Annotated in this window: 20 protein-coding genes and 1 pseudogene; 10 read left to right on the top strand and 11 right to left on the bottom strand. The window is 60.0% G+C overall.

Going from position 1 to position 24588, the window contains the following annotated elements:
• Positions 1-122 precede the first annotated feature (122 nt).
• From AC1DIS_RS13715 to AC1DIS_RS13695, 5 genes are all read left to right on the top strand, one after another.
• Complete coding sequence (locus AC1DIS_RS13715; RefSeq protein ID WP_018927277.1) at positions 123-764, top strand: thiol:disulfide interchange protein DsbA/DsbL; 642 nt, start codon at positions 123-125, stop codon at positions 762-764.
• A 14-nt stretch (positions 765-778) separates the two neighbouring features.
• Complete coding sequence (locus tag AC1DIS_RS13710) at positions 779-1639, top strand: endonuclease/exonuclease/phosphatase family protein (protein ID WP_007940704.1); 861 nt, start codon at positions 779-781, stop codon at positions 1637-1639.
• Complete coding sequence (locus AC1DIS_RS13705) at positions 1640-3667, top strand: GGDEF domain-containing protein (RefSeq protein ID WP_477743518.1); 2028 nt, start codon at positions 1640-1642, stop codon at positions 3665-3667.
• Positions 3668-3769: 102 nt separating this feature from the next.
• Positions 3770-4549, top strand: coding sequence for an N-acetylmuramoyl-L-alanine amidase (locus AC1DIS_RS13700; protein WP_064615664.1), 780 nt, complete (start codon positions 3770-3772; stop codon positions 4547-4549).
• Positions 4550-4622: 73 nt separating this feature from the next.
• Positions 4623-6239, top strand: coding sequence for an EAL domain-containing protein (locus AC1DIS_RS13695; protein ID WP_477780927.1), 1617 nt, complete (start codon positions 4623-4625; stop codon positions 6237-6239).
• 12 nt (positions 6240-6251) lie between these two features.
• Here the strand turns inward: AC1DIS_RS13695 and AC1DIS_RS13690 are convergent, their stop codons facing one another.
• Both AC1DIS_RS13690 and algB read right to left on the bottom strand, forming a co-directional pair.
• Positions 6252-8042 carry a KinB sensor domain-containing domain gene (locus AC1DIS_RS13690; protein ID WP_018927281.1) on the bottom strand — a complete coding sequence of 597 codons (1791 nt, stop codon included), beginning with the start codon at positions 8040-8042 and terminating at the stop codon, positions 6252-6254.
• A 10-nt stretch (positions 8043-8052) separates the two neighbouring features.
• Positions 8053-9399 carry a sigma-54-dependent response regulator transcription factor AlgB gene (gene algB / locus AC1DIS_RS13685; RefSeq protein ID WP_018927282.1) on the bottom strand — a complete coding sequence of 449 codons (1347 nt, stop codon included), beginning with the start codon at positions 9397-9399 and terminating at the stop codon, positions 8053-8055.
• Positions 9400-9839: 440 nt separating this feature from the next.
• Between algB and AC1DIS_RS13680 the strand changes: the two genes are divergently transcribed.
• The 5 genes and pseudogenes from AC1DIS_RS13680 (at position 9840) to AC1DIS_RS13660 (ending at position 13893) form a co-directional block, all read left to right on the top strand.
• Positions 9840-10127, top strand: coding sequence for a hypothetical protein (locus tag AC1DIS_RS13680; protein WP_064615662.1), 288 nt, complete (start codon positions 9840-9842; stop codon positions 10125-10127).
• An 81-nt stretch (positions 10128-10208) separates the two neighbouring features.
• Positions 10209-10373 carry a DUF1328 domain-containing protein gene (locus tag AC1DIS_RS13675; protein WP_003177151.1) on the top strand — a complete coding sequence of 55 codons (165 nt, stop codon included), beginning with the start codon at positions 10209-10211 and terminating at the stop codon, positions 10371-10373.
• A 66-nt stretch (positions 10374-10439) separates the two neighbouring features.
• Positions 10440-10544, top strand: a pseudogene (locus AC1DIS_RS13670) (Ivy family c-type lysozyme inhibitor); the annotation flags it as partial.
• 683 nt (positions 10545-11227) lie between these two features.
• Positions 11228-12559 (top strand): glutamate/aspartate:proton symporter GltP, encoded by a 1332-nt coding sequence (gene gltP, locus AC1DIS_RS13665; RefSeq protein WP_018927284.1) that lies wholly within the window; start codon positions 11228-11230, stop codon positions 12557-12559.
• A gap of 104 nt (positions 12560-12663) precedes the next feature.
• Positions 12664-13893, top strand: a complete 1230-nt coding sequence (locus AC1DIS_RS13660) for a nucleoside recognition domain-containing protein (protein ID WP_477780926.1) — start codon at positions 12664-12666, stop codon at positions 13891-13893.
• Positions 13894-13943: 50 nt separating this feature from the next.
• Here AC1DIS_RS13660 and AC1DIS_RS13655 read toward each other — a convergent pair whose 3' ends face one another.
• The 9 genes from AC1DIS_RS13655 to AC1DIS_RS13615 all read right to left on the bottom strand — a co-directional run bounded on the left by AC1DIS_RS13655 (position 13944) and on the right by AC1DIS_RS13615 (position 24236).
• Complete coding sequence (locus tag AC1DIS_RS13655) at positions 13944-14570, bottom strand: ABC-type transport auxiliary lipoprotein family protein (protein ID WP_019651219.1); 627 nt, start codon at positions 14568-14570, stop codon at positions 13944-13946.
• The gene (locus AC1DIS_RS13650; protein WP_018927287.1) at positions 14567-15505 is read right to left on the bottom strand and encodes an MlaD family protein; all 939 of its coding nucleotides are present in this window, start codon (positions 15503-15505) and stop codon (positions 14567-14569) included. The genes AC1DIS_RS13655 and AC1DIS_RS13650 overlap by 4 nt, the downstream gene beginning before the upstream one ends.
• Before the next feature lies 1 nt (position 15506).
• Entirely contained in the window at positions 15507-16310 is an 804-nt protein-coding gene (locus tag AC1DIS_RS13645; protein ID WP_018927288.1) for an ABC transporter ATP-binding protein, read from the bottom strand.
• A complete protein-coding gene (locus AC1DIS_RS13640; protein WP_018927289.1) occupies positions 16307-17455 on the bottom strand; it encodes an MlaE family ABC transporter permease in 1149 nt (382 codons plus the stop codon). The genes AC1DIS_RS13645 and AC1DIS_RS13640 overlap by 4 nt, the downstream gene beginning before the upstream one ends.
• A gap of 53 nt (positions 17456-17508) precedes the next feature.
• Positions 17509-18537: a DUF5924 family protein gene (locus tag AC1DIS_RS13635; RefSeq protein ID WP_477743519.1), complete on the bottom strand. Its 1029-nt coding sequence runs from the start codon at positions 18535-18537 to the stop codon at positions 17509-17511.
• A gap of 239 nt (positions 18538-18776) precedes the next feature.
• On the bottom strand, positions 18777-20153 hold the full coding sequence (locus tag AC1DIS_RS13630) for a M16 family metallopeptidase (protein WP_018927291.1): 1377 nt from the start codon (positions 20151-20153) through the stop codon (positions 18777-18779).
• 55 nt (positions 20154-20208) lie between these two features.
• Positions 20209-21867 (bottom strand): Na/Pi cotransporter family protein, encoded by a 1659-nt coding sequence (locus AC1DIS_RS13625; RefSeq protein ID WP_477780925.1) that lies wholly within the window; start codon positions 21865-21867, stop codon positions 20209-20211.
• A 211-nt stretch (positions 21868-22078) separates the two neighbouring features.
• Positions 22079-22846 (bottom strand): TerC family protein, encoded by a 768-nt coding sequence (locus AC1DIS_RS13620; RefSeq protein WP_018927293.1) that lies wholly within the window; start codon positions 22844-22846, stop codon positions 22079-22081.
• A gap of 82 nt (positions 22847-22928) precedes the next feature.
• Complete coding sequence (locus AC1DIS_RS13615) at positions 22929-24236, bottom strand: CitMHS family transporter (RefSeq protein WP_018927294.1); 1308 nt, start codon at positions 24234-24236, stop codon at positions 22929-22931.
• Positions 24237-24588 lie beyond the last annotated feature (352 nt).

Here is a 24588-nt window from a genome sequence, read left to right as displayed (position 1 = left end):
AAAAAGGGTAGCTTTGGCTGCCCTTTTTTGTGGCCGCTGCCGTTACACTACAGAACTCAAGCCCGCCGGAATCTGTCTGAAAACAGGTCGCGCGAGGCGCCCAAATTGTCCAGGAGTAAAGCATGCGTAATCTGATCATCAGCGCCGCACTCGTCGCTGCCAGCCTGTTCGGCATGACTGCCCAAGCCGCCGAAAAACCTGAAGCGCCCTATGTCGAACTGAGCAACCCGGTCCCGGTGGCCGAGCCTGGCAAGATCGAAGTCGTGGAGCTGTTCTGGTACGGCTGCCCGCATTGCTATGCCTTCGAACCCGTCATCAACCCATGGGTTGAAAAGCTGCCTTCCGACGTGAATTTCGTACGTATCCCGGCCATGTTTGGYGGCCCTTGGGATGCCCACGGCCAGATGTTCCTGACGCTTGAGGCCATGGGTGTCGAGAGCAAGGTTCACGCTGCGGTGTTCAACGCAATCCAGAAAGAACACAAGAAACTGACCGACAAAGAAGACATGGCGGACTTCCTGGCGACCCAAGGTGTAGACAAGGAAAAATTCCTGGCCACCTTCGACTCCTTCGCCATCAAGGGCCAGATCAACAAAGCCAAAGAGCTTGCCAAGAAATATGAAATCTCCGGCGTGCCTACCATGATCGTCAATGGCAAGTATCGCTTTGACATCGGCTCTGCCGGCGGCGCCGAACAAGCGTTGAAACTGGCTGACCAACTGGTCGCCAAAGAGCGAGCGGCAACCAAGGCCGTTGCCAACTAAGCGCGGCGACCGCCATGCGCCGCTGGGGAACTGAACGCATCGTTGGCCTGCACGACCCGCGGGTCAACGAGCATCACCTGGAATCAACGGGGTTGCCCGTGGACAGCCGTCTGCGTTTGCTCAGTTTCAATATCCAGGTCGGCATCAGTACCGAGCGTTATCGGCACTATCTGACCCGCGGCTGGCAGCATCTGCTGCCGCACACCGGGCGTGCCGACAACCTGCAAAAAATCGGCAATCTGCTGGGCGACTTCGATCTGGTCGCCTTGCAGGAAGCCGATGGCGGCAGCCTGCGATCGGGCTACGTCAATCAGGTCGAACACCTGGCGCAGCTCGGCGCCTTCCCTTATTGGTATCAACAACTCAATCGCAATCTCGGTCATCTCGGCCAGCACAGCAATGGCGTGCTCAGCCGCCTGCGCCCGTGGGCGATCGAGGATCATCCGCTGCCGGGGCCCAAGGGTCGCGGGGCCATTCTGGTGCGCTTCGGCGAAGGTCCGGAGGCGCTCGTGGTGGTGATGATGCACCTGGCGCTGGGCGCTCGCGCCCGTAGCATGCAACTGGCTTACATCCGCGAGTTGATCGGCGGTTATAAGCACCAGGTGCTGATGGGCGATATGAATACCCACGCCGGTGACTTGCTGCAACATTCCCCGCTGCGCGATTTAGGCCTGCTCGCGCCGCAGATGGAAGCGACCTTTCCCAGCTGGCGCCCACAGCGCTGTCTGGACCACATTCTGCTCAGCCCCACCCTGACGCTTGAAAAGGTCGAGGTGCTGGCACAGCCCATTTCCGATCACCTGCCGGTCGCGGTAGAGATTCGTCTGCCGGGCTCGCTCACGGCCGATGCATTCCCCGCGTTGAGTCCTGCCTGAATGAGCGACGAAGCACAGCGCTGGAAAGAGAAATACCTCAAAAGCATCGAACAACAGGAAAAGCTCGAACGTCGATGGGACGCCCGGCTCGACCTGCTGCGTCGCGGACTGGTGCGCAGCACCCTGGCTGCCGAAGGCACCGATCGCGCCGTTGACCTATGCATGAAGGAAATGCGCGAAGTCATACGCACAGACGACATGGACGCCGGCCTGGCAGCCTTGCTGCCGCGCCTGGAAAAAGCCGTGCTCGACTCCGAGCAACGCCGGGAAACCCGGGTTGATCAAGTCAGCGCCGCACTGACGGCGCTGGTCTCTCAGTTGCAAGCATTGCCGCTGCCACGGGAAGTGAGCCGGCCACTGAAGAGTTTCGCCAAGCAGCTGAACGGACGTGTCGGCCAGGCTCGCGAAATCCCGTTGCTGCTCAGCGAACTGAGCGGCTTGCAAGGCAAAGCCTTGAGCCTGTTGGAGAACCCTGTGGAACCGGGTCGTCCGGGTTTTCTGCAGCGCCTGTTCGGTAGCCGGGATGCAGACGAGGCTGCGCCACAGATCGCCGCCCCCGAATTGCCAATGCCTGCACCGCAACCTGTCGAGCCGGTTGCAGCTCCACTGGCCGAACTCCCACTCGCGACGGTCAATCTCGCGCCAGCCGCCAACAAACCGCAAGCCGTTGAAGCTGCCCTGCCCGCCGCTGCGCCCGCTGAACCCGTGGACACTCCGGCTCCCACAGCAACAACGGCACCCATAGCCGAAGTCGTGGCGTTCGCCCCGCCCATCCTGGAGCCAGAGGCCACGAGCAGCCAGGCCCCGGAGCCACAAATCCAGCCGAACCTCGAACACCCGCAAGAGCCGGCTCCATCGATCGCCGTACCGGCCACCCAGGCTCCGCCGGCAATCAACCCGGATGAACTGATCCCGGAGGCCAGCGATCCGCAAACGTCAGAACACGACATTCTGTATGCCCTGCCGGACTCGCCGGAACCGTCCTACAGCTCTGTGGCCAAGCACATCGAAGACACTCTGCTGGGCCTTCTCGACGACCTGACGCTGCCCGAACGCCATCGACCGCAAGCCGAAGCGATGCGCAATCGTCTTCAAAACGGCTTGAATTGGTACGAACTGCTACCCATCCTCGATGATCTGGCAACATTAATGCTGGCCATTACCGACAGCGGCCAACACGAATTCGAAGCCTATCTGCAACGACTCAACGAACGCCTCGAATCATTTCAGAGCAACCTGCAAGCCGCCAGCGAAGGCCACGCCGACAACCGCTCTGCCGCGCGAGTGATGGACACGCAGATTCGCGAGCAAGTCGACGGCCTGCAAAGCAGCATGCAGGACGCGGCGGACCTCGATGACCTCAAGCACATGCTGGAAGACCATCTCGAAGGCCTGCTCGGCACCATGGACCAGCACCAGAAGCAACGCGACGAGCGCGAGCAGGAAGTCGCTGCCCGCCTGCAAAGCCTGGCTGAAAGGGTGGCCCACATGGAGCAGGAAGCGCTGGGCTACCGCGAGCACCTCGAAGAACAGCGCCAGAAGGCTTTGATCGATCCGTTGACCGGCCTGCCGAATCGAGCGGCCTGGAGCGAACGGCTGGACCACGAAATCAGTCAATGGCAACAACACGGCAATACCCTGTTGCTGGCGATGCTCGACCTCGACCATTTCAAACGCATCAATGACAACTACGGCCATCTCGCGGGCGACAAGGTGCTGAAAATCATCGCCAGTGTGCTGCGCAAGCGTCTGCGCGGGACGGACTTCATAGCCAGGTTTGGCGGTGAGGAGTTTGTGCTGTTGATGCCTGCCACGGCGCCGATGGCCGGCGCGAAACTGTTGGAAACCTTGCGCGCATCGATCGAAGCTTGCCCATTCCACTTCAAGGGCGAGCGAGTCACTATCACCATTTCCATGGGACTGACCGCCTTCAGAGCGGGCGAACATAGCGACCTGGTGCTTAAAAGAGCTGATCAGGCGCTATATCGCGCGAAAAACACCGGGCGTAATCGGATAGAACTGGGCTGACAGTTAATTGTTCCATTTTGTTTAAAGGCGCGCTTTTGCGGTCGGCGCGCAAGGCAATACGTTACACTGTTGCATTATTGTCTCGTGTATATTGCCTCCACCATGAAACTTCTTGCTCTTATTGCTTCGCTGCTCGTATTAGCCGGTTGCGCCAGCGGTCCCCGGATTGACACCAGCCACCCTTCAGTCAATCACGACAGCCGTATTCAGTTCGTGGTGATGCATTACACCTCCGCATCCCTGGAGGACTCGCTGCAATTGCTGACCCATGGCGAAGTCAGCAGCCACTACCTGATCGGCGACGACGAGCACGCCACCATCTATAAGCTGATGGATGAAAATCTTCGAGCCTGGCACGCCGGCGAAAGCCAATGGCAAGGCCGGACCTGGCTGAATTCCAGTTCCATTGGCATCGAAATCGTCAATCCGGGCTTCCAGGACACCCCGACCGGGCGTCTCTGGTATCCCTACAGCGAAGCCCAGGTCCAATCGATGATCTTTCTGCTCAAGGACATCAGCAAGCGCCAGGGCATCAGCCCTCGCCATATCATCGGCCATAGCGACATCGCCCCCATGCGCAAGCTCGACCCTGGCCCGCTGTTCCCCTGGAAACGCCTGGCGGCCGAAGGCCTGGGAATCTGGCCGAACGAGCAGGCCGTGGCGCGTCAGCAAGCGCAGTTCGCCGTGCAGCTGCCAAGCATCAGTTGGTTTCAGGCACAACTTGCCCGCCTGGGCTACGCCACGCCACAAACCGGCGAACTGGATGCAGCGACACGCAATGTGCTGGCGGCTTTTCAGCTGCATTTTCGCCCGTCCCGTTTCGACGGCACGCCGGACGCGCAAACCGCGGCGCTTCTCCAGGTGTTGAACCAGACAAAATAATGACGCCCGCCCGACGGTCAGGGTCTTTTCCCAATCAGCAGCTATAACTCATTGGTAATCCTTCGGATATTCCATGATGACGGCTGCTCGAGAGAAGCTGCGTAGCTGGTTCTATCGCCCTTGGTTTCTGGCGACGCTGGCGGCTGCCTTGAGTGCCACGCTGCTGATGACCGGCAGTCTGTTCATTGCGATGCATCAGGTCGAGGACAACGAAAGCCAGGAGATGAACGCCCAGGGGGAGCGCTTTCTGGTCCGTCTGGAGCAGCTGTTCGGGCAACTGCGCGAAAGCCTCGACGACCTTGAAGCTCAACCGCTGCGGGGCTGCGATGATGAAATGATCGCCACATTGCAGCAAGTCAGCTTCAATTACCGCTTCGTTTACGAAGCCGCTTACATGGATGCTTCAGGAATCTGCTCCAACCGCCCACGCCAGGAAGGGCTTTCGGTGATCCGGCCACCGGACATCGAGGGCCCCACCTACAGCTATTGGTTGAACACCACCACCGAACCCGATGAGAACCGCGCCGCACTGATGCTGGGGCGTGGCAATTTCCGGGTGGCTACGTCTCGCGGGCATTTGACCGACATGGTTGATCTGTCTCCGGGGAGCAGCCTGCTGGTGGTGCTCGACCACGACACCCGCGCGATTCCCGTGCTCGGTGCCGAGCAGGAGTGGCCCCCGACGCAACCCTGGCCCCCGAAAAATCACGATGCACTGCAAGTCACCCCTACCCGCCTGATTTACCGAATGCCGACCAACACTCCCGAATACCAACTGGTGCTGATCACCCCGCGTACCGGGATGCATGTGCCGGCCGTTTGGTGGTGGCTGCTTCCGGCCAGCCTCGCGCTAAGTGCCTGCGTAGGCATTCTGGTGTTTCTGCTGGTGCGCCAGCGTCAATCACTGGATGCCGAACTGCACGGCGCGATACAACGAGGCGAATTGCAGGTGTTGTATCAACCGATCTTCGACCTCGACAGTCGCAACTGTGTCGGAGCCGAAGCCTTGCTGCGCTGGCGAAGGCCGGACGGCACCTTGACCAGCCCCGAGCTGTTCATTCCCATGGCGGAAAACACCGGCCAGATCCGCCAGATGACTGATTTCGTATTACAGCGCCTGCTGGAACAGCTCGGACAACTGTTGCGCGCCAATCCGCAGTTGTATATCTCGGTCAACCTGGCGGCCTGCGACGTCATGGTGCCGCGTATCGGTCAGGTGATGGCGCGCCTGCTGGCCTTGCACCGTGTAGCCGCCAGACAGATTGCCTTTGAGGTGAYCGAGCGCGGATTGGTTGATGTCGTGGTGGCCAGAGAAAACCTGCAGGCCTTGCGCGATGTCGGGCATCAGGTGCTGATCGATGACTTCGGCACTGGCTATTGCAGCCTCGCCTACCTGCAAACACTGCCCGTGGACTGCCTGAAAATCGACAAGGCATTTATCGACGCGCTGGGTCATGACGCCGCCAGCAGCGGCGTGGCACCGCACATCATTCGCATGGCCCAGGCCCTGCAACTCAAGGTGATTGCCGAGGGCATCGAACATGAAGCCCAGGCAGAGTTTCTGAGCAGCGAGGGGGTGAAGTTCGGTCAGGGCTGGCTGTTCGCGCACCCATTGAGCGCTGTGCAATTCATCGAATTGATTACCCGTGGCCGCCGACAGGCAACGCGGCGTCTGGATGACGAAGACTGAGAGGGTTCAGGCTTATACCGCCAGCGCCATGTAGAACTGCGAACCCTGCCCCGGCCGTGAATACACGCCCATCCGCCCACCGTGCAACTGCACGATCTCCTTGCACAGCGCCAGACCGAGCCCGGCGCCGCCCTTCTTGCGGCCGACCTGAACAAAAGGCTCGAATATCCTTCCTTGCTGGCTGTAGGCAATGCCTTCGCCGTTGTCTTCGACACTGATAATCACCCGCTCCCCATGACGTCGAGCCTGCAAACGTATCAGCCCGTCGCGGGAGGTATGACGCAAGGCGTTGTCGATCAGGTTATCGAGCACCCGCTCCAGTTGCGCCTGATCAGCTTGCAGCCGTGGCAACGTTCCCTGCACTTCCACCAACAGCTCAATGCCCTTCTCCTGCGCCGGGCCGGCAAAGCGTGCCTGGGCCTGCTCCAGTAAATCTTTGATGGAGCACGGCGCCAGGGTGAGTTTTTGCAGGCCATTCTGATAGCGAGAGAAATTCAGCAGGTCGTTGATCAACTGCATCAAGCGCTGCATTTCTTCATTCACGGTGTTCAGCAAGTCGGCCTCACGGGAATCCTCGGCAAAATGCGCCCGCTCGCGGAACAGGCCGAATGCCATGTGCATCCCGGTGACTGGCGTGCGTAACTCATGGGAAGCACGCAAGACGAACTCGCTGCGCACCCGTTCGAAGGCACGCTGCTCGGTGACGTCATGCAACACCATCACGGCGCCGAGAATATGCCCCTGGGTATGGCTGACCGGCGTCAGGCTATACGTCAGCAATCGCGACTCCCCGTCAACCTCGATGCTCAGGTCGTCCGGCACTCGCTCCAGGGTGCCGCCGCGCAGCACCAGGTGCAGTTGTTCATCCAGTTCGGGACGCTCAAGTGCCGTGCCCAGCCCTTGGCCGAGACGCTCGGTGTCCCAGCCTAACTGGCGCTGAGCCACCGGATTGAGGTGCTCGAGCTGACCTTGACGATCAATGATCAGCAAACCGTCGTCGATGCTATCGAGCACTGCTTGCAAACGCTGCTGTCCGGCGAGTAGCTCGTCGATATTAGTGGCTTGGTGCTGTCGCAGGGCCTCGGCCATGATTCCGAAGCGTCGGGTCAGCTGGTTCATTTCCACTGCGGAGGAAATCGGCAGAGTCACTTCGAAATTGCCTTGGCCGATGTTGTCAGCCGCCGCCGCCAGGGCCTCGATCGGAGCTCCGAAACGCTGGGCGATCGCATGGGCGGTAATGAACCCGATGAACAGCACCCCCACCCCGATCAACCCGAGCAGGCCGGCAATCAGCAACGCGCGGTCCCGGGCCTGGCGTTCGGTTTCACTGATGTTATCCAGCGCGCGCTTCTGTTCGGCGATCAAACCGTTGCGCAACGTGTTGAATTTTTCCGTGAGATCCCCGCCCCCAGTGAGCACCTGTGCCGTATCGCGGGAAAGATCGTAGGCCTGCAGAAAGCTCTGGTAATCAGCCTTGGCCTTTTTGAACCCGTACTGGGCGCCCTCGCTGGACGGCTCGCGAGCAATGCCTTCATCGAGCAATTCGAGGTAATGCTGTCGGGATGCCTCGAGCGCCGCGGGATCAGGCTTCTCGCCGAGCATGATGATCAGTTGATCACCCAGGGTCTGGCGCAGCTTCAATCCCAGGTCCAGCCTGACGAAGTTGTCACGGATCAGGGCCTCCTGTGTACCAGCCATCTGCATCACGCTGACCAGGCCTAGCAACAGCCCGAGCAGCGCCACGGTGATCAAGGCTGAAATACTCAGGAACAACCGGGTGCGCAATGTCATCGCCAGTTTCATCGGGTGCAGCTCACAGGTTGTACTGCTTGCGTTTGCGGTACAGGGTCGAGGCGTCGATACCCAGGGTCTTGGCCGCCTGATCCAGGGTATCGGCGGTGGCAAGGACCGCGCCGATGTGGGCTTTCTCCAACTCATCCAAGCTCAACGCGGCGCCAATGCGTGGCGTATTGTTGGTCGGAGCTTCGGCCATGCCCAAGTGGCTGATCTCGACCCGCTCCTGCGGACAAATAATGCTCGCCCGTTCCACCACGTTGCGCAGCTCGCGGATATTGCCGGGCCAGCGGTAGCTGAGCAGCGCCTCGCGGGCCTCGTCGCTGAAACACCGGGCCGGACGCGAGTATTCCTTGACGAAGCGCGCCAGGAAACGGTCAGCCAGGTTCAGGATGTCTTCCCTGCGTTCGCGAAGCGGCGGCAGGTGCAAAGTGATGACGTTCAGCCTATAGAGCAAATCCTCACGAAAGCGCCCGTCGCGGACCATGTCTTCAAGGTTGAGGTTGGTAGCCGCGAGGATTCGCACGTCGGCGCGACGGGTCACCGGGTCACCCACACGCTCGTATTCCTTGTCCTGGATGAAACGCAGCAACTTTGGCTGCAAGGTCAGGGGAAAATCGCCGATCTCGTCGAGAAACAACGTTCCGCCATCAGCCTGATTGACACGCCCCAAGGTGCTTTCGCTGGCACCGGTGAACGCGCCACGGCTGTGGCCGAAGAGTTCACTGTCCATCAATTCCGCTGTCAGGGAGGGGCAGTTGATGGTGATGCAGGATTTCTTCTGGCGTTTGCTCCAGCCATGAATGGCCTGTGACAGCTCACCTTTACCGGTGCCGGACTCTCCGAGAATCAGAATGTTGGCGTCGGTACTGGCGACCTGGCGTGCGGTTTCAAGCACCACTTTCATCGCCGGGCTGTGGGAGTCCAGCCCCTCCTTGGGTTTACGCACTTCACCTTCGAGGGCTTCCAGGCGTGCCGAGAGTTGCCGCACTTCCAGCTGTTTGGCGGTGGCCAGACGTAACTGATCAGGGCTGCAAGGTTTGACCAGATAGTCGGCGGCACCGGCCTGAATTGCATCCACGGCAGTGTCTACGGCGGAGTGAGCGGTGACGATCACCACACGCATCCAGGGCGCCTGAATTCGCATCTGGGCCAGCACATCGAGGCCATTGTCTTCACCCAGGCGCAAATCGAGGAAGCACAGATCGAAAACCTGACGCTGCAACAAGGCTTCGGCCTGAGCAGCGCTGGTCGCGGTGGCCACGCTGTAGCCTTCGTCTTCGAGGCAATAGCGAAAGGTTCGAAGGATGGCGGATTCGTCGTCCACCAGCAGAATGCGGCCTTGATGCTCAGTGGCTGATTCCATGTTCCTACGCTCCTTTAATAGGTGTTCTTGGTTAGTCCCGGAAAAATCGGGCAAGTTGCATGATTGATTCTGGTCGATTCCAGCCACAACAGGCTATCTATCTACTCAAAGTTCAGCTAATACGCTGATTTATTTGAACTTTTATTTACAGACCATTCTTTCAGCGATTGCCTGCGTCCCTTTCTGACATCTACGCCCTCCCCGCAATTCCAAAAATATTGAAAGTGCCTGCGAACTCATCGTGCATTACGCACGACTGCAAACGGATCATCGTGCAGGATGCGTCTAAAACGTTTTCTACAAACACAATAACCTTTTGATTTCTATCGTATTTATTCTTTATTAAAGCTGGCATGCAGGCTGCAATGGTCTAGGTAATCAGGGCATTTAATGAACCAGCGCCCGCCAAAGATCACTACCCGTATGGGAGGAACTTCAGGATGAATCGCCAAAGTGCCGCCCAATTGCGTCTTTCGCCACTGCATGTCCAGCAAGGCTTGTTTGCCCTGTTGGCGTTGTTGATCACCCTGATTGGTGGCCAGCAGTACATGCGTTGGGAGCAAAGCGCGCAACCGGCGCCAGTGCACCTTTCGATTCCACATCCCCCCCAAAGCCACTTCAGCGCCGTCAGCAGCAACCCGGCTGACAACGCCTCAATACGAATGATGGGCGTCGACCAGGCCCGGCCTGTGGACGAGACGCCCTCCCAGGAACGTTGGGTGTTTTAAGCAAACGAACTTGGCGCGCTCAACGCGCCGGGAAATGCACCACAAGCAACATCCTTAAATAGAAGCGTAAGGAGAATCACCATGTTGAGCTGGGCAATCACATTCCTGATCATTGCCATCATCGCTGCAGTATTGGGCTTCGGTGGTATCGCGGGCACCGCCACGGGTATCGCCAAGATTCTCTTTGTCGTATTCCTGGTGATGTTCATTGCTTCCTTCTTCTTTGGCCGTCGCGGTCGAGGTTGATATGTGTGTTTTGGTTAAAGACATTGGCGGCCGCCCTGCTTCTGGGCGGCAGTGCCATGACGATCGCGGCCACCCACGCGACATGCCGACTACCGCTTACTCGGTAAACCGGACGAAGGCATGCAGAAGATGTGGATGGCGCGACTGAAGAAAGATCCACGCCGGTATTGAGTTCGAAACACGAAAGAGGCCTCACGCTTCTTTCCACTGCGCTACCCGAGGACGGTAGACGCATGACCAAGGGGTCGGGACGTTCTGACTGCTTCAGGGTCGGAGTGACCTACGGGTACAGGGAGTAGCCGCGCAAGGGCCGGGTCAGGTGAAGCTGCGACGCAAGTTCGTCGGCCTAGCGTGGCTCGACGGACTTGCGGAGAGCTTCAACGTGCAAAACGTTGATCTAGAGCATTCTGCTCATATGTTCTTGCTGCATATTCCCCGCAAAACCGTTTCGCGGTGTTTCTTCGTGACCGTATATCGAGAAAGCTCTGACTTTCATGAGAAGAAAAATCGCAGTCGAACGTAGGACATCTCCTAAATTTTCACTGGTTCAAAAAAACATCAACCGGCGCTGAAATGGCCGGTTCACGGCACTTATACCTGCCGAAATGTCGCATTCGAACCGGCTGGGACGTGGGTTTCAGTTGAAAAATCTCATGCCGATTCGGCATAGGGTAGGCGTTTACGGCATTAGACGGCGCTTCCCCGCATCGGAATAGTTGCGCCTTTTTCGCTGCCAGAGAGCTGTAAATGCTCGCTCGCGGGGACCTTATACGGGGGTTGGTGCAAGACGGCTTCGCCATTGAGCGTTGCAGTTCATGCATCGGCCTGAGTCAAACGCAAGTAAGGGTAAAGATATGAAGAAGGCAAAGCTTAGCCTCGCCTGGCAGATCCTCATCGGTCTGGTTCTGGGGATAGCAATAGGTGCACTGCTCAACCACTTCAGCGCTGAAAAGGCCTGGTGGATCAGCAACGTCCTGCAACCAGCAGGCGATATCTTTATCCGTCTGATCAAGATGATCGTGATCCCGATCGTAATCTCCTCGCTGGTCGTCGGCATCGCTGGCGTTGGGGACGCGAAAAAACTCGGGCGTATCGGTCTGAAGACCATCATTTACTTCGAGATCGTCACCACCATCGCCATTCTGGTCGGTCTGGTGCTGGCCAACGTGGTCCATCCGGGCAGCGGCATCGACATGAGCACCCTGGGTACCGTGGATATTTCCAAGTACCAGGCCACTGCTGCCGAGGTTCAGCATGAACACGCGTTCATCGAAACCATCCTCAACCTGATCCCGTCGAACATCTTTGCGGCCATGATGCGCGGCGAGATGCTGCCGATCATCTTCTTCTCCGTGTTGTTCGGTCTCGGTCTGTCGAGCCTGCAATCGGACCTGCGCGAACCTCTGGTGAAGATGTTCCAGGGCGTGTCGGAAAGCATGTTCAAAGTCACCCACATGATCATGAACTACGCCCCGATCGGCGTGTTCGCACTGATCGCGGTGACCGTGGCCAACTTCGGCTTCGCCTCCCTGCTGCCACTGGCCAAGTTGGTCGTCCTGGTTTACTTCGCCGTCGCCTTCTTCGCCTTCGTGGTGCTGGGCCTGATCGCTCGCCTGTTCGGCTTCTCGGTGATCAAGCTGATGCGCATCTTCAAGGATGAGCTGGTCCTGGCCTACTCCACCGCCAGTTCCGAAACCGTGCTGCCGCGCGTGATCGAGAAGATGGAAGCCTACGGTGCGCCGAAAGCCATTTGCAGCTTCGTGGTACCGACCGGCTACTCGTTCAACCTCGACGGTTCGACCCTGTACCAGAGCATCGCGGCGATCTTCATTGCCCAGCTGTACGGCATCGACCTGTCGATCAGCCAGCAACTGCTGCTGGTGCTGACCCTGATGGTCACCTCTAAAGGCATCGCCGGCGTACCGGGTGTGTCCTTCGTGGTGTTGCTGGCCACTCTGGGCAGCGTCGGTATTCCGCTGGAAGGCCTGGCRTTYATCGCCGGYGTYGACCGCATCATGGATATGGCCCGTACCGCGCTGAACGTGATCGGCAACGCCTTGGCCGTGCTGGTCATCTCGCGTTGGGAAGGCATGTACGACGACGCCAAGGGCCAGCGCTACTGGAACTCCCTGCCGCACTGGCGCAGCAAGGAAAAGCTGCCGGTTGGTGAAACCTCCAGCAACTAATGCCCGCTCCCACAAGAGCCCCCAACAAACCCCGGAGAAATCCGGGGTTTGTCGTTTCTGCCTACCCCGCTATCATTCGCCGCATCTTCCGGGGGATTTGACTGATGCTTAATGGCCTGTGGCTTGGCTTCTTCATCGTGGCAGCCGTATCGGCGCTGGCGCAGTGGCTGATCGGTGGTAACGCCGGGATCTTTGCGGCGATGGTGGAAAGTATTTTCGCCATGGCCAAATTGTCGGTCGAGGTCATGATCCTGTTGTTCGGCACCCTCACCCTCTGGCTGGGCTTTCTGCGGATCGCCGAGAAGGCCGGGATCGTCGAGTGGCTGGCCAAGGCGCTGGGGCCACTGTTCCTGCGTCTGATGCCGGAAGTGCCGGCCGGCCATCCCGCCATCGGCCTGATCACCCTGAACTTCGCCGCCAACGGCCTGGGCCTGGACAACGCCGCCACACCGATCGGCCTCAAAGCCATRAAGGCGCTGCAAGAGCTCAACCCCAGTGCAACGATCGCCAGCAACGCGCAGATCCTCTTCCTGGTGCTCAACGCCTCCTCCCTGACCCTGCTGCCCGTGACGATCTTCATGTACCGCGCCCAGCAAGGCGCGCCCGATCCGACGCTGGTGTTCCTGCCGATCCTGCTCGCCACCAGCTGCTCAACCATCGTCGGCTTCCTGAGCGTAGCGTTCATGCAACGCCTGCGCATCTGGGACCCGGTGGTGCTGGCGTACCTGATTCCCGGCGCCCTCGCCCTTGGCGGCTTCATGGCACTGCTGGCGACGCTCTCGGCGACCGCGCTGGCGAGCCTGTCATCGGTCCTCGGCAACGTGACGCTGTTCGGCTTGATCATGCTGTTTATGATCATCGGCGCATTACGCAAGGTGAAGGTCTACGAGGCATTCGTCGAAGGCGCCAAAGAAGGCTTCGACGTCGCCAAGAACCTGCTGCCATATCTGGTGGCGATGCTCTGCGCCGTGGGTGTGCTGCGGGCGTCCGGGGCGCTGGACTTCGGTCTGGACGGGATTCGTCACCTGGTGGCGTGGGCCGGGTGGGACACACGCTTCGTCGATGCGCTGCCGACGGCCATGGTCAAACCGTTCTCCGGCAGTGCCGCCCGGGCAATGCTGATTGAAACCATGAAGACCGAGGGGGTGGACAGCTTCCCGGCGCTGGTGGCGGCGACAGTCCAGGGCAGTACCGAAACGACCTTCTATGTCTTGGCGGTGTATTTCGGCGCGGTGGGCATCCAGCGTGCACGGCATGCAGTGGGCTGTGCGCTGCTGGCGGAGCTTGGCGGGGTGCTGGGGGCCATCGGGGTTTGCTACTGGTTCTTCGGCTAAACGAAAACCCTGTGGGGGCAAACCCACTCCCACAGGGTTCAGCGGTGGCTTCAGGGCCTCAGCGGCGGCACGACTTTCTGACCCTGCTCCACCGTCCAGGCCACCACCTGTGCCGTCAACTGGTCGCTGGCCTGGCCGAACCCGGCGACCACCGCCGGCACCTTCACATCGCTCAACGGCTGACGCACTTCAAAGCGCCGACTGGCGAGGATGCGCTGGTCATACCCACGCACCAGCAATGCATCCAGCCGCACGACCACGCTCGCCGTCGTGCCTTGGTATTCGGTCTGGAACGCCTGCAGATTGCCGCCCAGCTCCAGGTCCGCCTGCAAATTGCTGTCATCGGTGCTGAGCAACGGCACCCGACCGTCACGCTGGAAACCATCGAGCAGACGATTGCGCAGCAGCACCGGCGCCGGGTCGCTCCAGCGGGAAGCCTTGTAGCTGCTGATCAGGTCACCTTGAGGGATCACGGCGATCTTCGGGTTGTTCAAGGCTTCGCTGGTCTGCGGCTTGGCCAGCCGCAGCGACCAGTGCAGCGCCGTGCTGTGATTGGCCGGTGCGCCGCTCTGGGCCGAGGGCAACCGGTAGACATCGGATGGCTCGGACTTGGGCAGAATCGAGCAGGCACTGGTCAGGGCAAAACCGACAGCCAAGGCTAACGGGATCAGCTTCATGGCGTGAACTCCTTGTTCTTGTCACTGCCCAGCAGGTAACCGCTGGGGTTGGCCTCAAGCCGCTGGGAAATGGTGCGCAGCGAGCTCAAGGTGTCGCGCAACTCACGCACTGCCGGCGCCAGGCCATTGAGGCCCTGCATGCCGTTGTTGAGGGAATCCTGATTAGTGGTAAGCAATGAGTTGATGGTCGCGCTGCTCCGTTCCAGGGACTTCATGGCTTGCTCGGCACTGCCAAACATCTGCTTGCCCTGATCGTTGAGCAGGCTGTTGGCGTTGCGCATCAGCCCAGCGGTTTGTTCGAGTGTGGCGGAGGCCTGTTTACTGATCGACGCCAGTTGCTGCATGGCCTGGCCGATGTCGCCGCGCTGGTCGGCGATGATGCCGGTGGTTTGCTCCAGATGCTCAAGGGTCTTGCTGATGCGCTCGACGTTTTCCGAAGAAAACATCTGATTGGCGTTCTGCATCAACACGTTCACACCGGTCATCAGATCGTTACTGTCGCTCATCAAACGGGCGATAGGCGAGGGTGATGCCACGATGGTCGGCAAATTGCCGCCCTTGCCCTTGAGTGTCGGACTTTGCGGTGTACCACCGCTGAGCTGAATGATCGAGGTGCCGGTGATCCCGGTCAGCGCCAGTTTGGCCTGGGTGTCTTCCTTGATCGGGGTATCGCCGCCCAGGCGGATCCGCGCCAACACCCGGCGTGGATCGTTCGGGTCCAGGCGCAGCGTCACTACGTCGCCGACCTTGATCCCGCTGTACTGCACGGCGCTGCCCTTGGACAAACCGCTGACCGCCTCGTTGAAGACGATTTCGTAATCCTTGAATTCGGTGTCGACGCTGGACTTGGCCAGCCACAGACCGAAGAGCAGGGCGCCTGCCACCACTATGACGGTGAACAGGCCGATCAATACGTGATGGGCTCGGGTTTCCATGTCAGACCTCGTTGAGCTGGTTAGCGGCCGTCAGCGCCGCGCGGCCGCGAGGGCCATGGAAGTATTCGTGAATCCACGCGTCGTCGGTTTCCGAAACCTTGTCGATGGCATCCGCCACCAGTACTTTCTTTTGCGCCAGCACCGCCACCCGGTCGGTGATGGTGTAGAGCGTATCGAGGTCGTGGGTGACCAGAAACACACTCAAACCCAACGCGTCGCGCAGGGTCAGAATCAATTGATCGAACGCCGCCGCGCCAATCGGGTCGAGACCAGCGGTGGGCTCGTCGAGAAACAGAATGTCCGGGTCCAGCGCCAGCGCCCGGGCCAGGGCGGCGCGCTTGATCATGCCGCCAGACAGTGAAGCAGGGTACTTGTCGGCCGCCGACAACGGCAATCCGGCCAACGCCAGCTTCACCGCCGCCAGGTGCTCGGCATCGGTACGGCTCAGGCCGGCGTGTTCGATAAGGGGCAGGGCGACGTTCTCGGTCACTGTCAGCGAAGAGAACAGGGCGCCTTTCTGGAACAACACACCGAAGCGCCGTTCGACCAGCGAGCGCTCGTGCTCCGACAAGCTCGGCAAGTTCTTGCCGAAGACCTTCACCAGCCCTTCGCTGGGCTGGCGCAAGCCGACGATACTGCGCAACAGCACCGATTTGCCGCTGCCGGAACCGCCGACCACCGCCAGAATTTCGCCTTTGTACAAATCCAGGTCGAGGTTCTCGTGCACGCTCTGGCGGCCGAAGCGATTGCACAGCCCACGGACTTCGATCACCGCCTCGGAAGGCGCTCGGGGTAGACGACTCACCAGCCCATCTCCATGAAAAACAATGCGGCCACGGCATCGAGGACGATCACCACGAAAATCGACTGCACCACACTCGACGTGGTGTGCGCGCCGACGGACTCGGCGCTGCCGCTGACCTTGAAGCCTTCAAGACAGCCGATGGCGGCGATCAGGAACGCAAAAATCGGCGCTTTGACGATCCCCACCAGGAAGTGCTGAACACCGATGTCCGATTGCAGCAGCGACAGGAACATCGCCGGCGATATATCCAGCGACAGCGCACACACCACGCCACCGCCGACAATCCCCGACAACATCGCCAGGAAGGTCAGCATCGGCAGCGCCACCAGCAACGCCAATACCCGCGGCACCACCAGCAACTCCATCGGGTCGAGGCCGAGGGTGCGGATCGCATCGATTTCTTCGTTGGCCTTCATCGAGCCGATCTGCGCGGTGAACGCACTGGCGGTGCGGCCGGCCATCAGGATCGCGGTGAGCAACACGCCGAATTCGCGCAAAAAAGAAAACGCCACCAGGTCCACGGTAAAAATGCTCGCGCCGAAGCTCGCCAGCACAGTCGCACCGAGAAACGCTACCACGGCGCCCACCATAAAGGTCAGCAGGGCGACGATGGGAGCGGCGTCGAGGCCAGTCTGCTCAATGTGCGCGACCATCGGCGTGAGGCGCCAGCGCTTGGGACAAAACAGCCCGCGCGCGATGGTTTGCAGGATCAGGCCGACAAAACCCAGCACCTGCAGGGCGTCCTGCCAGACCGCATCGACCGCACGGCCGATACGGGTCAGCAGTTGAATGCCGACGCTGATTTCCGGCTCTTTGATCGGTACGCAGAAATCAGTCAGCGAGCAATACACCGTCTGCAGCAAGGCGCGATCGGCGGAGGAAAGGGTGCAATCAGGGTGTTCGGCGGACTTGCCCAGACGCTCGGAACCCAGCAACTCCACCAACAGCGATGCACCCGCCGTGTCCAGGGCACCGAGGCCGTTGAGGTCGATGGGGGTGTTGTTGTCGTATTGGCCACGGAGCTTTTCGCTCAGGTGGCTGAGATCGGCGTAATGAGCGAGCGTCCAGTCACCCGTGACCCGCAGCAGGGCAGGGATGTGCGAGGTATCCAGTCGGACATTGCCAGGCGTTGTGCTGCTGGTCATAAGCTCCTGCTTGTTCGGCAATTGCGCAGACCAGATTAATAGCACGAACCGCGTTACTTATCTTTGATGGGTGTGCTGTCCATGACCTTGAAGCGCAGCACGCCGATCAACTGGCCGTCTTCGGTGAGCACCCGAACTTGCCATTTACCCGCGGGATTGCCGGGGAAATTCTGCTTGTGGGTCCAGGCGCGGTAGCCTTCCTTGCGCCCGCCGTGGATATCCAGAGGGATGCGGTCGACCTCTTTACCGTTGAACATCCAGACGTGATAAATCCGCTCGTCCAGCCCCCGTGGGGCATTGATCGCGGTGTAGGCGTACAAACCGTCGCCACGAATCTGCTCGGCGCTGACTTCTTCCAGGCTCTTGCCGGGGGTGCGGTCCTGCATTTGGGTGCTGATCGCCACATCGGTCATCCACAGGGTGGCCGGCGGAACCCAGGAACGCAGCACCCAGCCGACAGCGCCGATGCCCACGGTGATGCTGAGGATCGCCAACGCATTGCGCACGGTCCGAATCGGGAAGATCGACGCCAGACTGGGGAACGACAGCACCATGGCGATGCCCAGCGCCAGTTTGAAGCTCTGGGAGGTGGTCAGGTGCAGGATGACGGGCAGGGCGGTCAGCAGGGCGGCGAAGAGGGTCAGGGTATGCAGCGCCAGGAACGCCCAGCGGCGCGGCGCCAGCCATTTGTAGTAGAGCGGGTCGGTGATCGAGATCAACGCCGCCATGCCCAACAACCCCGTGAAAAACAGTTGGCCGCTGTTCCAGGTGGTGGTGATGAAAAAGAACGGCAGGACGAAGAACAGGCTTTCCTGATGGATCATCTGCGTCGCATAACGCAGCAGGGGCTGGGGTATTTCGCGCTTGAAGACCTTGGCGAACAACTCAGTGAGGCTGTTTTCCAGCATCAGCCAGACCCAGCTGACCAGCATGATGGTGGTGATCCAGGTCGCCAGGCTTTGTTGGCGATCCACCAAGATGAAGCTGCCGACCCCGGAAATGAAACCGCCGAGCGCGATGACCCCGGGGTAGCGCTTCATCAATTCCAGGATGCGCTGTATGTACAGGGTCAGAGTCGGCATTCGGCGGTTCACAATAGTCGTGGGAAAAATCCCCGACAGGGTACCGTCCGAGGGGGCCTGTGGCGAGGGTTCCGGTTACGTTGACCAACCCCAAACCCTGTGGCGAGGGAGCTTGCTCCCGCTGGGTCGCGAAGCGGCCCTAAAACCACCCACCGCGTAATTTCAAGTAGATCTCCGATACCGGTTTACGGCTGCTGCGCAGCCGAGCGGGAGCAAGCTCCCTCGCCACAGGGAAATAACTACTTTCTGCGGTGAACACGCCAACCCAATGCCCCAAGCACCATCAATCCAAATACCCCGGCAATCGCCCACATCAACTGGTCATAACTCACCAACGGCTTCTCGATCCGCAAATACCCCGGTTGCAGCAGCAACTCACGCATCGCCTGGTTCGCCTCGGCCAGCGTCACTTCTTGCAGTGCCTTGGCCGGGTTGGTGAAATGGCCGTCCTCGTAGTCCCCAAGGGCGCTCCAGTAGTAATCCGCCAGGGCGCTATTGCCTTGCACGGCCCAGGCCTGACGGGCGATGGCGGCCTGCTTGAGGCGGGCGAAGGTGGTGGCGTCGAGACCGTCCTTGAGCAAACCGGCTTTGAGCTCATCCAGCACCTGTTCAGCTGCCGGCACGTCGCCGCGTTCAAGGTCGGCGTTCAGGCTCATGAAGCCCACTCCGCCAAACACCTCACGCTCGGCCGAGGGCCCATAGGACAACCCATGGACCAGGCGCAGTTGGCGATAAAGCGCCCAGTCCAGGTAGTCCTTGAGCAGATCGAACGTTTCGTCGGGCTGGTCTTCCTGCACCGGTTCCGGCACCAGCCAGTGCAACTTGGCGCCGCCACCGACAAAACCGTGGCTCAGAGTACGCTCGTGGGCCGCGCTGGCCTGGATTGTCGGCAAGGGCAGGTGATCGGCAGGCTCGACGGCTACGAGCGCGCCATACGCCCGTTCCAGATAGGCCGGCAGCAGGCGGTCGAGCTCGCCGACCACGATCAGGGTCATGTTGTTGGGCGCGTACCAGGCTTTGCGCACCTTCTCCAGTTGCTCGCGGGTCAGGTGACTGACTTCGGCGCGCTCCTGGCATTTGAGGCCCAGTTCCACCGCCAACTGATTACTGGCGGTGTGGCCCAGGTCCTGGCGATCCAGCCAGCGTTGCAGGTGCGAATAATGGCCACCGTCTTCGCGCTCGACCACCTGCTTGGCGACGTTGATAGCGTTGTCGTCGATACGGGTCTGGGTCAGCAGAGCCAACAACAGATCGAGGGCCTTACGCTGGTTTTTCGCCGGTGCTTCGATGACGAACGTGGTGTCGGCGTTGCTGGTGTAAGCGTTCCACTCACCACCCAGGGCCTGCATGCGCTCCTCCAGACCACCTTCGCCGGTGGCGTCGATGCCGCTGAACAGCAAGTGTTCGAGCAGATGCGGCAGCTCCTTGTCGGCGCAGCTGAAATCATCCAGACCCACGCCGACTACCAGCCGAATCGCCACATGCCCGCGCTCGGTGCCCGGTTTGAGGACCAATTGCAGGCCGTTGGGCAGCGTATAGCCCTCGACCTGAAAGCGATCCAGGGCAAATGAGGGCAGGGCGCCGAGCAACAGACAAGCGAATAGCAGACAGCGCATAACGAGTTTCCGTACGACAGCGTAAGTACAACAGACTTCAGGCAACTGTGGACGTTCAGGGTGAATGAGTGATGTCAGCCAAATCGTCGACCGCCAGAGCACCGGTGTCCGAAGTGCCCAACACCGCATAGGCACTGCTGCAAAACAGCGAATTGAGGCGCCTCATGTCAGCGATCAGCTCCAGATGCAGCGAACTGGTCTCGATGCTTTGCACAATCTTACGGTGCAAACGACTGACATGAGCGTGGGCCAGGCGGCGTTCCTGTGCGCGAAAGCGACGTTTCTCACGCAGTAACTGGCGAGCACTTTCCGGATCGGAACTGAGGAACACCGACAACCCCAGGCRCAGGTTGGCAATCAGCTGGCTGTGCAGGCCCGCCAATTCTTCCAGACCGACCTCGGAAAACGACCGCCGCTGCGCGGTTTTCTGCTGCTGAACCTTGCGCAGCATGCGTTCGATCAGGTCACTGGCCAGTTTCAGGTTAATCGCCAGCTCGATGGTTTCAGCCCACCGTTGGCTATCTTGTTCGCTGAGGTCTTCCCGAGGCATTTGCGCCAGATAGAGTTTGATCGCGCTGTAGAGCGCTTCGACATCATCGGTCAGGCGACGGATTTCCTGGGTAACGGCGGTCTGTTTGCCACGCAGTACGGCGAGCATGGCTTCGAGCATGTTGTCGACCAGATCGCCGATGCGCAGGGTTTCCCGGGCGGCATTGGCCAGCGCCAGGCTGGGGGTCACCAATGCCGTCGGGTCAAGGTGCCGCGGCTTGGCCGTGCCGTTGATGTCCGGCCGTTCCGGCAGCAGCCAAGCACAGAGCCTGGCCATCAGCCCGACGCTGGGCAACAGGATCAGGCAGCGCGCGGTGTTGTAGAGCAGGTGGAAGCCGATGACCATTTCCTGAGCGCTGAAGTCGAAGCTGTCGATCCAGTGCACCAGTGGATCGAGCACCGGAATGATCAGCAGCAGACCAATCAGTTTGTACAACAGGCTGCCCAGCGCCACCTGACGGCCGGCGGCGTTCTGCATGCTGGTGCTGAGGAAGGCGAGAACGCCGCTGCCGATGTTGGCGCCGATCACCAGGCCGATGGCCACTGGCAGGCTGATCACGCTGGCACCGGCGAGGGTCGCGGTCAGCAATACGGCGGCCAGGCTGGAGTATGAAATCATCGCGAACAGTGCACCGACCAGCGCATCGAGCAAGATATCGCCGGTCAGAGAGGCAAAAATCACCTTCACTCCCTGAGCATGAGTGATCGGCGTGGCGGCCTCGACGATCAGTTGCAGCGCCAGAATGATCAGCCCCAGACCGATGCTGACCCGCCCCATCTGCCCGACCCGGGTCTGCTTGCGCGACAGAAAGAAAATCACCCCGAGGAAGATCAGCAGCGGTGACAGCCACGACAGGTCGAGGGTCAGTACCCGCGCCATCAGTGCGGTACCGACGTCGGCACCGAGCATCGTCGCCAGGGCCGGGGTCAGCGCCATCAGGCCCTGACCGACAAACGAAGTGACGAGCATGGCGGTGGCGTTGCTGCTCTGGACCATGGCGGTCACCATGATCCCGGCGATAAACGCCAGCCAGCGCCTGGCCATGTTCTGCCCGATCACATGGCGCAAGTTGGAGCCATAAACCCGCAGGATGCCGGTTCGGACGATGTGCGTGCCCCAGATCAGCAAGGCCACGGCCGATAACAAATTGAGCAGGGTGAGCATACAGGCCCCCTGTGGTGGTAGCGCCCCAGCGGGGCAAGTTAACGATGCCGCGTTCTTCTACGTTCTGTACTTAAGCTGTAGTTGGCTAACGGTCTGGACGCCAGCATCGCATAGCTAAAGAAGCGATTGAAACAAAACTGTCATGAAAACAGTTTGATGCAGACATGACAAAGGGGCCCGAAGGCCCCTTTGTCACAGCAGGGTGTTCGGGTTACTGACCCGGAACATCCTTGCGCAGTTTCACCGGCTCTTGCTGTGTGCGTTTTTTCGCAATCGCGGTGCGCATCCTGATGTTGATCGCTTCCACTGCCAGCGAGAACGCCATGGCGAAGTAGACGTAGCCTTTCGGCACATGCACATCGAAGGATTCGGCAATCAGCACGGTACCGACGATCAACAGGAAAGACAGCGCCAGCATTTTCAGCGACGGGTGCTTGTCGATGAACTCGCTGATGGTGCCGGAAGCCCACATCATCACCAGCACTGCGACGATGATTGCCGCGACCATGACCGGTACGTGGGACACCATGCCAACGGCAGTGATGACTGAGTCCAGCGAGAACACGATGTCGATGATCGCGATCTGGATAATGGTGTAGAGGAAGTTACCGCCCTTGCCACTTGGCTCGTCGCTGGTTTCATCCTCGCCTTCCAGCGCGTGATACATCTCTTGCGAGCTTTTCCACAGCAGGAACAGACCACCGAAGAACAAGATCAGGTCACGCCCGGAAATACCCTGGCCGAACACTTCGAACAGGTCCGCGGTGAGACGCATGACCCAGGTGATCGACAGCAGCAACAGAATCCGGGTGACCATGGCCAGCGCCAGGCCGAAGATCCGGGTACGCGCCTGCATGTGTTTGGGCATGCGGCTGACCAGGATCGAGATCATGATGATGTTGTCGATGCCCAGGACGATCTCCAGGGCGGTCAGGGTGAAGAAGGCAACCCAGATTTCAGGGTTGGTCAGCCATTCCATGTGTATTCCTTTGAGGATGTGTTTAAACCACGAAGGGCCCAGGCTTCAAACAAAGCCTGGACCCCTCATGGCGAGTCTTGGCTTATAGCGTGCTGAACAGTGGAAATATCCCCATCAGCAAGGCCGCCACCAGTATGCACAGGCAAACCAGCACCGCCCACTTCAAGGTGAACCGCTGATGGTCACCGAATTCGATACCGGCCAGGGCCACCAACAGGTAGGTCGATGGTACCAGCGGGCTCAGCAAGTGGACGGGCTGACCGACGATCGAGGCACGTGCCATTTCTACCGCGGTTATACCGTAATGACTGGCGGCTTCAGCAAGCACTGGCAACACGCCGTAATAAAATGCGTCGTTCGACATGAAGAACGTGAACGGCATGCTCACCAGCGCGGTGATCACGGCGAGGTACGGGCCGAGGAAATCCGGGATGACTGCCAGCAGGCTCTTGGACATGGCGTCGACCATGCCGGTGCCGGTCAGGATACCGGTGAAGATACCCGCGGCAAAGATCAACCCGACCACCGCCAACACGCTACCGGCGTGGGCCGCAACGCGGTCCTTCTGCTGTTGCAGGCAAGGATAGTTGACGATCATCGCGATACTGAACGCCACCATGAACAGCACTGGCAGCGGCAACAGGCCGGCGATCAAGGTGCCCATCAGTGCCAGGGTCAGCGCGCCGTTGAACCAGATCAGCTTTGGACGACGGGCGTCCGGGAACTGCGAAACGCTGATTTCGCTGTGGTCGATTTCATCACCGACCAGATGCAATTCACCCAGACGCGCACGCTCGCGTTTACCGTAGACATAGGCAATCGCCAGAATCGCCACCACACCGGCCAGCATCGCCGGAATCATCGGCACGAAGATCGCGGACGGGTCCACATGCAGCGCACTGGCCGCACGAGCGGTCGGACCGCCCCAAGGGGTCATGTTCATCACGCCACCGGCGAGGATGATCAGACCGGCCATGATCCGCGGGCTCATGCCGATGCGGCTGTAGAGCGGCAGCATGGCGGCCACGCAGATCATGTAAGTGGTGGCGCCATCACCGTCCATGGACACGATCAGCGCCAGCACGGCGGTACCAACCGACACCTTCAACGGGTCGCCCTTGACCAGTTTGAGGATCTTGCGCACGGCCGGGTCAAACAGGCCGGAGTCGATCATCAGGGCGAAGTAAAGGATGGCGAACATCAGCATCACGCCGGTCGGCGCAAGCTTGGTGATGCCTTCGAGCATCATCGGGCCGATCTTCGGCGAGAAGCCACCGAACAGGGCGAAGATGATCGGGATGATAATCAGGGCGATCAGCGCGGACAGGCGCTTGGTCATGATCAGGAACATGAACGTGATGACCATGGCAAAGCCAAGGAAAGTCAGCATAGGAATACTCCAGGCGTAGCGCGGCTAGGGAATGGGCGAACCGATGAGGTCAGCGCAGAACGGGAAGCACGAAACGTACGGGCGGAGGTGCAGCGAAGAGGCGGATAGGAGCGGACATCAGAATCACCATTGTTGTTGTTAAATGGGCCGGGCGGGCAATGAAACACTCGCGTTGGCCAACCGGTCTGTTGCCGGCAGTGAGGCGATCCTAATCGGGGAAGCTTTCAGCCAGCTTTCGCGGATGAAAGCATTGACCGAATGTACGACCGGTCGTCGGCCGGGTTGAAAGTCTGTAGATGTGGGTCGGGAGCAAGACATTGGCGACCCCATGCAGGATATCGCCCACTGCCAT

It is taken from the genome of Pseudomonas sp. 05N433, assembly GCF_056396925.1.
This window is presented reverse-complemented; position numbering and strand designations above follow the sequence as displayed.

Coding starts and splice junctions, on each gene's coding strand:
- AC1DIS_RS13630 (WP_018927291.1), bottom strand. CDS start 20,153: ATGCGCTGTCTGCTATTCGCTTGTCTGTTGCTCGGCGCCCTGCCCTCA.
- AC1DIS_RS13710 (WP_007940704.1), top strand. CDS start 779: ATGCGCCGCTGGGGAACTGAACGCATCGTTGGCCTGCACGACCCGCGG.
- AC1DIS_RS13700 (WP_064615664.1), top strand. CDS start 3,770: ATGAAACTTCTTGCTCTTATTGCTTCGCTGCTCGTATTAGCCGGTTGC.
- AC1DIS_RS13640 (WP_018927289.1), bottom strand. CDS start 17,455: ATGACCAGCAGCACAACGCCTGGCAATGTCCGACTGGATACCTCGCAC.
- AC1DIS_RS13690 (WP_018927281.1), bottom strand. CDS start 8,042: ATGAAACTGGCGATGACATTGCGCACCCGGTTGTTCCTGAGTATTTCA.
- AC1DIS_RS13615 (WP_018927294.1), bottom strand. CDS start 24,236: ATGCTGACTTTCCTTGGCTTTGCCATGGTCATCACGTTCATGTTCCTG.
- AC1DIS_RS13635 (WP_477743519.1), bottom strand. CDS start 18,537: ATGCCGACTCTGACCCTGTACATACAGCGCATCCTGGAATTGATGAAG.
- algB (WP_018927282.1), bottom strand. CDS start 9,399: ATGGAATCAGCCACTGAGCATCAAGGCCGCATTCTGCTGGTGGACGAC.
- AC1DIS_RS13705 (WP_477743518.1), top strand. CDS start 1,640: ATGAGCGACGAAGCACAGCGCTGGAAAGAGAAATACCTCAAAAGCATC.
- AC1DIS_RS13620 (WP_018927293.1), bottom strand. CDS start 22,846: ATGGAATGGCTGACCAACCCTGAAATCTGGGTTGCCTTCTTCACCCTG.
- AC1DIS_RS13680 (WP_064615662.1), top strand. CDS start 9,840: ATGAATCGCCAAAGTGCCGCCCAATTGCGTCTTTCGCCACTGCATGTC.
- AC1DIS_RS13675 (WP_003177151.1), top strand. CDS start 10,209: ATGTTGAGCTGGGCAATCACATTCCTGATCATTGCCATCATCGCTGCA.
- AC1DIS_RS13655 (WP_019651219.1), bottom strand. CDS start 14,570: ATGAAGCTGATCCCGTTAGCCTTGGCTGTCGGTTTTGCCCTGACCAGT.
- AC1DIS_RS13650 (WP_018927287.1), bottom strand. CDS start 15,505: ATGGAAACCCGAGCCCATCACGTATTGATCGGCCTGTTCACCGTCATA.